The organism is Pandoraea vervacti, assembly GCF_000934605.2.
In the GTDB taxonomy this organism is placed as follows: domain Bacteria; phylum Pseudomonadota; class Gammaproteobacteria; order Burkholderiales; family Burkholderiaceae; genus Pandoraea; species Pandoraea vervacti.
In genome coordinates, this window is record NZ_CP010897.2 from 1,041,944 (window position 1) to 1,054,310 (window position 12,367).

Genomic DNA, 12,367 nt, shown 5'->3' on the forward strand with positions numbered 1-12,367 from the left:
CGGGATATAACGATGTGCGAACTGGCGCTGAGCCGGGGACCGATACTGTCATACGGGTACGCAACTTGGTGTGTATCATAGCCGCACAAACCATAAGGAGAACCCCACAGATGAAGTTCACTCTCGCAGTTGCCGCACTCGCCGCCGCCGTCGCGCCTGCCCTGGCGCAAGCCCAGTTCGCCAAGGCCGACGACGCCGTCGAATACCGTCAGTCAGCACTTTTCCTGCTGGGTAACCACTTCGGCCGCATCGGGGCGGTAGTCAAGGGCGATGCGCCGTTCAACAAGGATGACGTCGCGCGCAACGCCGAACTCGTCGCCACGCTCTCCAAGCTGCCTTGGCCCGCGTTCGAAGGCGGTCAGACGAATGGCAAGAGCAAGGCCAAGCCGGAAGTTTTCTCGGACAAGGCGAAGTTCAAAGAGGCTGCCGACAAGATGGAAACGGCCGTCGCCAAGCTCAACACCGTCGCCAAGGGCGGCGATCTCGCGTCGATCAAGACCGCGTTCGGCGAAGCGGCGCAGACCTGCAAGAGCTGCCACGACAACTTCCGCGCGAAGTAAGCTGCCCTCGCGGCAGCGGACGTCAAAAAAAGCCGGTCGTTTTCACGCGACCGGCTTTTTCATGATTGGGCGAACGCCTTCGTCAATACGAGGGCAGCGATGCGACCGCGGGCGCCAGGTTGACCAGCCGGTACACGAGCGCCGAGGCCAGCACGATCAGCACCAAAGCCCCGACTCGCACACGCCAGTCGTCACGTGCCGGGCGCACCGGCGCGGCCAACGTCTTGTCGCCCAGAATCATCGGTCTGATCAGATCCTTCTTGCGCACGACGCGGTAGTACACGATCGCCAGCACATGCAGCGCCACGAGCGCCACCAGCACCCATTGATTGCGCAGGTGCCAGCCAGTGAGCATGTCGCTTGTGTCCTTGTCGATGAACTTCACGAGCGGTCCGTCATTGAAAATGTCGTCGTTCGAGAACAGTCCAAGCCCGACCTGAATGCCGAAGAACAGCAGCATGGCGATGACTGACAGACCTCCCAGCGGCGTGTGTCCGGCGAAGCGGGCTGCGGTGTCGGACGCTTCGCCGCCGTCTGCGTTGCCGCGCAGTGAGCGCAGAAGCGTACGCGGGCCGGTGACGAACGCCGAGAAGCGCGCGTAGCGAGGGCCCGCGACGCCCCAGATCAGCCGGAAGATCAGCAACGCGAGCACCGCGTAGCCACACCAGAAGTGGTAGACCATGGCGTTGCCGCCGGTCTTGGCGCTCACATAGGCCGCGACGGCCAGCACGACGAAAGACCAGTGGAACAAACGGGTGGGCAAGTCCCAGATGCGGATCGGCTTCATTGGCGTGAAATGTCGTAAATATCGAATCCCGCGAGATTACCCCAAGCCCATGGCGTCTGCACGTTCGCGTGGGGCGCGTTCAGGATGGGCGCTTGCCCAGACCTTGCGTCGCGCGTTCGCTGGCAGGCTGGCTCACATCCCTGATGCCTGCCCCGTGTGTGCCTGCCCATATGAACCCTCTGCCCGCCGACAGCCCGACATCGGTACACGTTCACACCGCCTCGCACCGCATGCCGTGCCTGTTGCGTCTGAGTGCCGCCCTCGTGCTCGCCACGTGGACGGGCAACCTGCTCCTTCGCCTGTTGGGCGTGGCGACGCTCGCGCCGTACTCGCCGGACCCCATGGACATCCGGGCGGTGTGGGCGCAAACGAGCGGGCGCGAATGGATGCATTGGCTCTGGTACGGACTGCGTTACGACGTATTGCTCGCGAGTTGGGGGATGGCCATGTGGATGCTGCCACTTGCCTTCATGCGCGCACGATTTGCCCCGAAGCCGATGGCGCGCACTGTCTTTTCGGCGGGGGTGATCGCCTGGTTCGTCGTGATGGACGGGCTGGCGCTCGCAGAGCACTTCTACATGCGTCACTTCGGTGCGCCCTTTGGCCCGCAACTCTTCAGCCTGCCAGGTGGCGACGGGGCGGTCATGTCCGGCTTTGGGAGGGATGCTGCGATAGCAGTCGTATCGGAGGCCGCGAAACATTTCACCTCCCTGGCCATGGCGTTGGCGGGCGCCGGGTGTCTCGGCGCGGCGCAGGCGTGGTGCACGTTCCGGTTTGCGATGGTCCCCGAGCGCGAGGCGACGTGGCGCGACGCGGTCGTTCAGGTGCTCATCGTCTCGACGGTGCTGGTGCTCGGCTGGGGGCGTCCGGCGGCCCGACTGATGGACGACACGGGCATCGGCGTGGCTCGGGCGGCAGTGCTCGACGATCATCTCGTCAACACGCCCGTGCGACTCGTCCTCGCATTCAGACAGTACCGGGAGACGGGTGAGGCGCACGGCTGCCCCGAACGTGCCGCCGAGATGGCGTTGCGATCGCGTGGCTTCGCAGATACCGCCGCGCTGGCAAAGGCGCTGGACGTGGCGCGCAGCGGGGAGGTCGATGGCACTGAAGGCGCCGACGTCACCGACGCCTCGCATGCTACGGACGGCATAAACCCCACGAAGGCGACTGCCGGAGGCGCTCCGACGGCCATCGATGCCACGGCAATGCTGCTGCGCGCACCGTGGCATCGCACGCCGGTCAACGACGTGCTCGCCGCGCAACCGCCGCATGTCGTCTTCGGGCTACTCGAAGGCTGGGGCGGGTACGGGTTGTCGCTCGACGCCGACGGCTTTCCCATCGCAGGGGCCATGCGCAGGCATCTGCAAGCCGGATGGTGGTTTCGCCATGCGGTTGCGGCCCGTGCCGATACGTTCGGCACACTGGAGCAGTTGCTGATCGATAGCGGCAGTAAGGACTCGCTGCTCACGGACCCCACGTCACCGGTCGTCTTCGAATCGGCCGTCGCCCTGCCATTTCGCCAGCGTGGATATCGAACCGTGTTCGTGTATGGCGGCGCGCGGACATGGCGCAACATCGACCGGATCGTGCGTCGGCAGGGTTTCGACGACGTCGTGACGCAGGCCGACATCGTCGCCCGATATCCTCACGCCGATGCAGACGGCTACGGCGTCTACGACGGTTACCTCTGGCGCTATGTTCACGACATGCTCGAAGACGCCGATGCACAGGGCCGGCCCCTGTTCGTGTTTGCGCTGACGACGGGCAATCGCTCGCCGTACCTCGTGCCTGACGACGCCGCAACGGGGCCGTTCGATCTGACGAAAGGCTGGCGCACGTCTCCCGCCGACGAAGTGGCCCGCGAAGCCCGTCAGCGCGGTATCCGGGCCTACCGGTATGCGATGGATTCGCTGGGGGATTTCATCGACCGTCTCAAGTATTCCCCCATGGGCTCGCGCACGATTCTGGCCGCGACCGGCGATCATCAGGCCCCCCAGTGGCGCAATGACGACAATGCGACGCTATCGCCTTTCGAGCAATACCACGTGCCGATCTATCTGCGCGTGCCCGCCGCCTATGCGAGCGCCGCGCGCCCGCGGCTCGACGACTTTGTCGGTCATCGCGATATTTTTCCGACGCTGTATCGCCTCGCGCTCTCGGACACCCCCTACGTGGGATTCGGCGAGCCGATGTTCGGTGACGTGCCCGCCGTGCGGCGTTACGCCGTCGCGCAGCAACGGTATCTGTTCTCGACGTCGGGCGCACTGGATCTGCGCAGTGGCGTGACGTACACGCACACGCAAGACGGCGATCCTGAATGGCTCAGACGGCAAGCTGCGAACGCGCGCGCGTCGCTCGCGCTCGCGGACTGGTTCAGTGAGATGCAGCGCCGTCAGGAGCCCTCGCTGCCGACGCCAATGCCAGCGCCAATGCCGGATTCATCCGTTCGGCAGCCCCTGCAACGACCGGGCCGATCCGACCGATAGAGCGAAAAAAAACCGCCGGACGCGCCGGCGGTTTTTCATGATTCGCAGCGAATCGGTCGGACGCGCTCAGACGCGATCTGCGACGATCAAACGCGTGCGCCGAAGTTGGGGTCGTTGCGATCGACACCTTCCTCTTCGTCCTTGTTGCTGTGCTTGATGAGGTCTTCTCGCTTCACGCCGAACCACATCGCAAGCGCGGCAGCCACGAACACCGACGAGTAGATACCGAACAGAATACCCACGGTCAGTGCGAGCGCGAAGTAATGCAGCGTCTGGCCGCCGAAGAAGAACATCGACAGCACCATCATTTCCGTACTGGCGTGGGTGATGATGGTACGGGACATGGTCGTCGTAATGGCATGGTCGATGACTTCCTGCACCGTCGCCTTGCGCATCTTGCGGAACGTCTCGCGAATCCGGTCGAAGATAACGACCGATTCGTTCACCGAGTAGCCCAGCACCGCCAGCACCCCTGCGAGCACCGCCAGCGAGAACTCCCACTGGAAGTAGGCAAAGAAGCCCAGAATGATCACCACGTCGTGCAAGTTGGCGATCACGCCGGCCACGGCGAATTTCCACTCGAAGCGGAACGACAGATAGATGATGATGCCCACGACCACGAAGGTGAGCGCCAGCAATCCGTCGGTGAACAACTCATGCCCGATCTGCGGACCGACGAATTCCACGCGCCGCAGCGAGACGTCGGGTGCGTCGGCCTTGAGCGCGGTCATCACGGCGTCGCTTTGCTGAGCGCTGGTGACCTGCTTGCCGTCCGGACCGTTCTGAATCGGCAGACGGATCATCACGTCGCGCGACGTGCCGAAGCTCTGCACCTGCACGTCGCGATACCCCAGCTTGCCGACTTCGCCCCGGATCTTCTCGAGATCGGCCGCCTGTGAGTAGGCCACTTCCATGACCGTACCGCCGGTGAACTCGATCGACAGGTGCAGGCCCCGCGTGAGCAGGAAGAACACCGCCGCTACGAACGTGAGCGCCGAAATAACGTTGAAGATCAGGGCGTGCCGCATAAACGGCACGTCTTTCTTGATACGGAAAAATTCCATGACTGTTTCCTCTCGCGCCTGCGGTTATTGCTCGCCTGCGTCCGGTGCGCTCGTCGCACCGTCCGGGCGCCAGACCTGACCGATCGCCAGCGATTTGAGCTTGCGACGGCCGCCGTACCACAGGTTGACCAGACCGCGCGAGAAGAACACGGCGGAGAACATCGAGGTCAGGATACCCAGGCAGTGAACCACCGCGAACGCGCGCACCGGGCCCGAACCGAACGCCAGCAGCGCCAGACCGGCGATGAGCGTGGTCACGTTCGAATCGAGAATGGTCGCCCATGCATGTTCGAAGCCCAGCGAAATTGCCTTTTGCGCCGATGCCCCGGCACGCAATTCTTCACGGATACGTTCGTTGATCAGCACGTTCGCATCGATGGCCATACCGAGCGTGAGCGCGATAGCGGCGATACCCGGCAGCGTGAGCGTGGCCTGCATCATCGAGAGGACGGCCACGAGCAGCAGCAGGTTGAACAACAGCGCGATGACCGAAAACACGCCGAACAGCATGTAGTACATCATCATGAACACGGCGATGGCGATCAGGCCGTACAGCACCGAGTCCACCCCCTTTTGCACGTTATCGGCACCGAGGCTCGGGCCGATCGTGCGTTCTTCGATGATTTCCATCGGCGCGGCGAGCGAGCCGGCGCGCAGCAGCAGCGCCAGATCGTTCGCGTTTTGTGCCGAGCCCATGCCGGTGATCTGGAAGCTCTGGCCCAGTTCGCTGCGGATGTTCGCGACCGTCAGCACCTCGCCCTTGCCCTTCTCGAACAGCACGATCGCCATCGGCTTGCCGATGTTGTCGCGCGAGACGTCGCGCAGCACACGGCCGCCGGCCGCGTCGAGCTTGATGTTGACCGAAGGTTGCTGGTGATCGTCGAAGCCCGCCGACGCGCTGGTGATGCGGTCGCCGCTGAAGATCACCTGGCGCTTGAGCATGACGGGCGCGCCATTGCCGTGCAGGAACAGTTCGTCCTGCGGCGGCACCGGCGTGTCCGCCGAGATGACGCGCGGGGCGTCCGGATCGGCCAGACGGGCTTCGAGCGTTGCGGTACGGCCGATGATGTCCTTCGCCTTGGCGGTGTCCTGCACGCCCGGCAATTGCACCACGATACGGTCCGGCCCTTCCTGCTGAATCACCGGCTCGGCCACGCCGAGTTCGTTCACCCGGTTATGCAGCGTGACGATGTTCTGCTTGACGGCGTTGTCCTGCACCGAGCGACGGGCCACTTCCGTAAAGGCGCCCACGACCTTGAACGTCCCGTTCGGGCCGGCTTGCGTGGTGTAGGACAGATCAGGCAGTCCGTCGGTGAGTGCGCCGCGGGCGCGATCGGCGTCCGCCTGCGAGCTGAAGGCCGCTTCGATGCCGTTGTCCGTGCGCGTCACGCCGTTGTGGCGGATGTTCTTGTCGCGCAGCAACGTGCGGGCATCGGCGGCCGCCGCGTCCAGACGCTTCGTGATGGCGCCGGCCATGTCGACTTGCAGCAGGAAGTGCACACCGCCACGCAGATCGAGGCCGAGATACATCGGCAGCGCGTGAATCGAGGTGAGCCAGCCCGGCGAGGCCGAGAGCAGGTTGAGCGCGACGACGTAGGTCGGATCGGTCGCGTCGGTGTTCAGTGCCGTCTGGAGAAGGTCCTTGGCGCGCAACTGCGTGTCGGTATCGGCAAAGCGGATACGCACGCTCGGGTTGTTGCCCGTGCTGTCGAACACCGCGCCGTTGTAGGCGATGTTCTGTGCCTTGAGCGCGTCTTCTGCGCGCGAAAGCGTCGAGGGATCGACCTTGACGGTCGCCTTGACGCTGGAAATCTGTACCGCCGGCGTTTCACCGAACAGGTTCGGCAGCGTGTAGAGCACCCCGATGGCAAGAGCCACCAGAATGACGATGTATTTCCAGAGAGGATAGCGATTCATAGCGGCGGGCTAGGGTGATGCCTCGTGGCAAACCGTGCTTCAGACCGTCTTGCACGGCGACGCGGTTCGTGTGGACCGGCGTCGCCATGCACTGCGGCCGCCGGTAAGGGCGGCCGCATGCGGTTGTGCGAAGGATCAGAGCGCCTTGATGGTGCCCTTCGGCAGCAACGTGGTGATTGCGCCCTTCTGCACGTTGATTTCGACGTTTTCTGCGATTTCAACGGTCACGAAGGTCTCGCCGACCTTCGAGATACGGCCAGCCAGACCGCCCGAGGTCACGACTTCGTCGCCCTTGGTCAGTGCGGCCAGCATGTTGCGGGTCTCTTTCTGACGCTTCATCTGCGGACGGATCATGATGAAGTACAGCACCACGAACATCAGCACGAGCGGCAGGAAGCTCATCAGGTTGCTGGTCGGGCTGGCGGCGCCTGCCGTCTGAGCGAAGGCTTCGGAAATCAGCACGTTCGGTTCTCCTTATGTAAGACGTGTAAAAGCCGCGTGTGCCGGTCGTCCGGACACGCGCGGCGTGTGTTTCGGTGCGAGGATGCAGCATCCAAGCCCGGCATTTTACCACTGCCCGACCCCGTTCCCGGGGGATTCGGCGCCCAAGTCAACCGCCTTCGGGCCCCGGCCACATCACTGCACGCCGCGCGCGCGATCGGCCTTGAACCTGGCGACGAACGCGTCGAACTGGTGCGCTTCGATGGCATCCCGGATTTCCTGCATCAGCGTGAGATAGTAATGCAGGTTATGAATGGTGTTGAGCCGCGCACCCAGAATCTCCCCGGCTCGCTGCAAGTGGTGCAGATAGGCGCGCGAGAAGTTTCGACAGGTGTAACAGCCGCAAGTTTCGTCCAGCGGGCGGGTATCGCTCTTGTGCGACGCGTTGCGAATCTTCAGATCGCCGAAGCGCGTGAAGAGCCAGCCGTTACGCGCGTTGCGCGTCGGCATCACGCAGTCGAACATGTCGACGCCGGCGGCCACCCCGGCCACCAGGTCTTCGGGTGTGCCCACGCCCATGAGGTAGTGGGGCTTGTTCGCCGGCAGGCGCGGCGCCACATGCTCGAGCACGCGCATCATGTCTTCCTTCGGCTCGCCGACCGACAGCCCGCCAATGGCATAACCGTGGAAATCCAGCTCGGACAGACCGGCAAGCGACTCGTCGCGCAAATGCTCGTACATGCCGCCCTGAACGATGCCGAACAGGGCGTTCGGATTTTCCAGCCGGTTGAATTCGTCGATGGAGCGCTTGGCCCAGCGCAGCGACATGCGCATGGACTGACCCGCTTCCACTTCCGTGGCAGGACGGCCATCGATCTCGTACGGCGTGCATTCGTCGAACTGCATGACGATGTCCGAGTTGAGCACGCGCTGGATCTGCATCGAGATTTCGGGCGACAGGAACAGTCGGTCGCCATTGACGGGCGACGCGAATTTCACGCCTTCCTCGCTGATCTTGCGCAGATCGCCGAGGCTGAATACCTGAAAACCGCCGGAATCCGTGAGAATCGGACGATCCCAGCCCATGAAGCGGTGCAGGCCGCCGTGCGCGGCGATCGTCTCCAGTCCGGGGCGCAGCCACAGGTGGAAGGTGTTGCCGAGAATGATCTGGGCGTTGTTTTCGACCAGTTCGGCCGGCGACATCGCCTTGACCGAGCCGTAGGTGCCCACGGGCATGAAGATGGGCGTCTCGACCACGCCATGGTTGAGCGTGACGCGCCCCCGGCGGGCTTGCCCGTCGGTGGTGATGAGTTCGAACTTGAGCATGTGTCGTGCGCCCCGGCACCACCGGCAAAACAAGCCGGCGCCCGCGCGGGACGTCATTAAAGTGGCCAGCGCCCCATGCGCGGCCAAGGCGGTATTGTACTTGGTTGCACGGCAGCGGATTCAAGGCCTCAGTGCCTCGCGCGCCCTGCCGGCGGGTTCACGCGGCCGCTTTCGGCGTGTCCTGCATTTCGACGCGCGAGAGGATCATCGCGTCGCCGTAGCTGAAGAAGCGGTAACGCTGTTCAATGGCATGGCGGTAGGCAGCACGGATCGTCTCCATGCCCGAGAACGCGGAGACGAGCATGAGCAACGTCGATTTGGGCAAATGGAAATTGGTAATCAGGCGGTCCACCACCTGGAAGCGGTAGCCCGGCGTGATGAAAATGTCCGTCTCGGCGCTGCCCGCACGCAGCGTGCCGGGGGCGCCGCCGGCGGCCAGCACGGCCTGTGCGCCGGACTCCAGCGCACGCATCGACGTCGTGCCCACGGCGATCACGCGGCCGCCGCGTGCGCGCGTGGCGGCAATGGCATCGACGAGCGCCGGCGTGATTTCATACCATTCCGAGTGCATCTTGTGCTCGCCGATGTTGTCCACCCGCACCGGCTGGAACGTGCCTGCGCCGACGTGCAGCGTCAGCGTGGCGCGTTGGACCTCGAGGGTGTCCAGACGGGCGAAGAGGTCATTGTCGAAGTGCAGACCGGCCGTCGGTGCGGCCACGGCGCCAGGGTTGCGGGCGTAGACGGTCTGATAGCGTGTTTCGTCGGCGGCGTCGGCGTCGTGCTCGATGTAGGGCGGCAGCGGCAGGCGACCGTATTTTTCCAGCAGCGTGTAGCAGTCGTCGGGAAAGTGCAGCGTATAGAACGGCTCGACGCGTTCGCCAACCGTCACTTCGAAGGCATCCGCCAGACGCAGCACCGTGCCGGGCGCCGGGCTCTTGCTCGCGCGGATCTGGGCCAGCGCCGTGCGGGCGTCGATCACCCGCTCGACGAGCACTTCGATCTTGCCGCCGCTCGCTTTCTGACCAAACAGGCGCGCCTTGATGACGCGTGTGTCGTTGAACACGAGCAGGTCGCCCGGGGCGAGCAGGCCGGGCAGATCGGCGAAGTGCCGATCGTACAGGTGCGGCGGCGTGACGCTGCCGTCGACCTCCAGCAGACGACTGGCAGTACGCTGCGCGAGCGCGGTCTGCGCGATCAGTTCGGGCGGCAGGTCGAAATCGAAATCGGAAAGGGTATACATCAGCGTTTACAATGCGTAGCAACCGACATTTTACTTGGGTTCGTCCAAACGCTCCCCAAGCCTCGACTCAGCGACTGCATGACCGAACGCAGAATGCCCGCCACCGCGCCTGACGACGCCTCCGCCGACCTCGTGGATCTTGCCGACGCCGCAAGCCCGCAGGCCGAGGTCGCCGAGCGTCCCGCAGCGAAATCCGCCAGGCGCGGCGCGACGCGCGACGCCCGGGGGGCGCGCGCAGATGCGAGTGCGGACGCCGTCGAGGTCACGTCGAAATCGCCCAAAGGCGCAAAGCCGGCGAAAGACGGGAAGGAAGCAAAGGGTGCAAAGGACGCAAAAGGCGCCAAGCCTGCCGCAAAAAAAGCCGCCGGCAGCGCAGACAAACTCGCCAAGCTCGGCCTGAAGCGCGACATCGACCTGATCCTGCATTTGCCGATGCGCTACGAGGACGAAACGACGCTGCGCAAGATCGGCGAAGTGCTGCCCAGCGAGCTTGCCCAGGTCGAGGGCGTGGTGACGTCGAGCGACGTCGCTTACCGTCCGAGACGCCAATGGGTGGTACGCATCGCCGACGACGGCCACGAACTGGTGCTGCGTTTTCTGAATTTTTACGGCAGTCAGCAAAAGCAGCTCGCCATCGGTACGCGTGTCCGTGTGCGCGGTGAAGTGCGTGGCGGGTTCTTCGGGCTGGAGATGGTGCACCCCGCGTATCGCGTGGTGCAGGACGCCGCCGCGCCGTTGCCGGCGTCGCTCACGCCGGTATATCCGAGTGCGGCGGGCTTATCGCAGGCGTACCTGCGCAAGGCGATCCACAACGCGATGGATCGCACGCCGCTGCCCGAATTACTGCCGCCCGGATTGCTGCAAGACGCCATCGGTCCCGATCATCCGCTCCCGGCGCTGGCCGATGCCGTGCGTCTGCTTCATGCGCCGCCGCCGAACGTCTCGGAGACGGCGCTCATGGAGCGCTCGCACCCGGCGTGGCTACGCATCAAGTGCGAGGAATTGCTCGCCCAGCAACTCTCGCTAAAGCGGGCACAGGCGGCGCGTCGGCGTCTGCGTGCCCCGGCCCTTGGCGAGCACGTGCCGGGCGGTTTGCTCGAACGTTTCGAAGCGGCACTGCCGTTTCGCCTGACGGGGGCGCAGCAGCGCGTGTGGGCCGAGATTCGTGCCGATCTGGCCGAGGCGCATCCCATGCAGCGTCTGCTGCAAGGTGACGTCGGCAGCGGCAAGACGATCATCGCCGCACTGGCGGCGGCACAGGCCATCGATGCGGGATTTCAGGCCGCCATCATGGCGCCCACGGAGATTCTCGCGGAGCAGCACCTGCGCAAACTGTCGGCGTGGCTCACGCCGCTCGGTGTCGAGGTGGCATGGCTCGCCGGCAGCATGAAGGCGAAGGAAAAGCGCGAAGCGCTGGCGCGCGTGGCCAGCGGCGAAGCGCAACTGGTCATTGGCACGCACGCCATCATTCAGGACACGGTCACGTTCGCCCGACTGGGCATGGCGGTGGTGGACGAACAGCATCGCTTCGGCGTGGCGCAGCGACTCGCGCTACGCAGCAAGATGCAAACGGCCGGCATGGGCCCGAACGCCATGCCGCATCAATTGATGATGAGCGCCACGCCGATCCCGCGCACGCTCGCCATGACGTACTACGCCGACCTCGACGTCTCCGTCATCGACGAATTGCCACCCGGACGCAGTCCCGTCGTGACGAAGCTCATCAGCGACACACGCCGCCCCGAGGTGATCGATCGGGTGCGCGCGGCGGCGCTTGCCGGACGTCAGGTGTACTGGGTATGTCCGCTGATCGAAGAGAGCGAAGCGCTGCAATTGCAAACGGCTGTGGACACCCACGCGCAACTGGTCGCGGCCCTGCCGGAGTTGCGCGTCGGCCTCGTGCACGGACGCCTGTCGCCCGCCGAGAAGGCGGCCGTGATGGACGACTTCACTCGCGGCGATACCCATCTGCTCGTGGCCACGACGGTGATCGAAGTCGGCGTGGATGTCCCGAATGCGTCTCTCATGGTGATCGAACACGCCGAGCGCTTCGGCCTCGCGCAGTTGCATCAGTTGCGTGGTCGCGTCGGTCGCGGCTCGGCAGAGTCCGTGTGCTTGCTCATGTATGCCTCGCCGCTGTCGATGGGCGCGAAGGCCCGCTTGCAAACGATGCGTGAGACGACCGACGGCTTTGTCATCGCGCGGCGAGATCTGGAAATCCGCGGTCCCGGCGAGTTTCTCGGGGCGCGTCAGTCAGGCGCGGCGATGCTGCGCTTCGTCGATCTGAATGAAGACGCCTGGATGATTCCGGGCGCGCAAGCGGCCGCCGAGGCACTGCTGAAGTCGCATCCGGGCGCGGTGGCCGCACATCTTGAGCGTTGGCTTGGCGCGCGCGAAGACTATCTGAAGGCCTGAGGGTCAGCGCGCCCGCGCGTCACCCTTTGCATGATCTTCGCCGCGCGGGTGCGGCGGGGCGGGAAGATGACGGCAAGGACGTCGTCCGAAAACGGGCATTTGCCGTCCGGTTGTGCTATAAAAAACAA

General features: G+C 64.5%; 9 protein-coding genes. 3 read left to right on the forward strand and 6 right to left on the reverse strand.

What is annotated here, in order from left to right; translation table 11 throughout:
- The first annotated feature begins 110 nt into the window (after window positions 1-110).
- A complete protein-coding gene (locus UC34_RS04715) occupies window positions 111-560 on the forward strand; it encodes a c-type cytochrome (protein ID WP_044454315.1) in 450 nt (149 codons plus the stop codon).
- An 82-nt stretch (window positions 561-642) separates the two neighbouring features.
- Here UC34_RS04715 and UC34_RS04720 read toward each other — a convergent pair whose 3' ends face one another.
- A complete protein-coding gene (locus UC34_RS04720) occupies window positions 643-1,347 on the reverse strand; it encodes a cytochrome b/b6 domain-containing protein (protein WP_044454316.1) in 705 nt (234 codons plus the stop codon).
- Between the two features lie 170 nt (window positions 1,348-1,517).
- Between UC34_RS04720 and UC34_RS04725 the strand changes: the two genes are divergently transcribed.
- The gene (locus tag UC34_RS04725) at window positions 1,518-3,836 is read left to right on the forward strand and encodes an LTA synthase family protein (RefSeq protein WP_167370635.1); all 2,319 of its coding nucleotides are present in this window, start codon (window positions 1,518-1,520) and stop codon (window positions 3,834-3,836) included.
- Between the two features lie 86 nt (window positions 3,837-3,922).
- Here UC34_RS04725 and secF read toward each other — a convergent pair whose 3' ends face one another.
- The 5 genes from secF to queA all read right to left on the reverse strand — a co-directional run bounded on the left by secF (window position 3,923) and on the right by queA (window position 9,824).
- Window positions 3,923-4,900, reverse strand: a complete 978-nt coding sequence (secF, locus tag UC34_RS04730) for a protein translocase subunit SecF (protein WP_044454320.1) — start codon at window positions 4,898-4,900, stop codon at window positions 3,923-3,925.
- 24 nt (window positions 4,901-4,924) lie between these two features.
- On the reverse strand, window positions 4,925-6,817 hold the full coding sequence (gene secD / locus UC34_RS04735) for a protein translocase subunit SecD (RefSeq protein ID WP_044454322.1): 1,893 nt from the start codon (window positions 6,815-6,817) through the stop codon (window positions 4,925-4,927).
- A gap of 135 nt (window positions 6,818-6,952) precedes the next feature.
- A complete protein-coding gene (gene yajC, locus UC34_RS04740; protein WP_237165309.1) occupies window positions 6,953-7,219 on the reverse strand; it encodes a preprotein translocase subunit YajC in 267 nt (88 codons plus the stop codon).
- Between the two features lie 234 nt (window positions 7,220-7,453).
- Window positions 7,454-8,584 (reverse strand): tRNA guanosine(34) transglycosylase Tgt, encoded by a 1,131-nt coding sequence (gene tgt, locus UC34_RS04745; protein ID WP_044454325.1) that lies wholly within the window; start codon window positions 8,582-8,584, stop codon window positions 7,454-7,456.
- Window positions 8,585-8,741: 157 nt separating this feature from the next.
- Window positions 8,742-9,824 (reverse strand): tRNA preQ1(34) S-adenosylmethionine ribosyltransferase-isomerase QueA, encoded by a 1,083-nt coding sequence (queA, locus tag UC34_RS04750; protein ID WP_044454327.1) that lies wholly within the window; start codon window positions 9,822-9,824, stop codon window positions 8,742-8,744.
- Between the two features lie 78 nt (window positions 9,825-9,902).
- Here queA and recG point away from each other — a divergent pair, with 78 nt between their 5' ends.
- Window positions 9,903-12,239 carry an ATP-dependent DNA helicase RecG gene (gene recG / locus UC34_RS04755; RefSeq protein WP_157123029.1) on the forward strand — a complete coding sequence of 779 codons (2,337 nt, stop codon included), beginning with the start codon at window positions 9,903-9,905 and terminating at the stop codon, window positions 12,237-12,239.
- The last annotated feature ends 128 nt before the right edge of the window (window positions 12,240-12,367 follow it).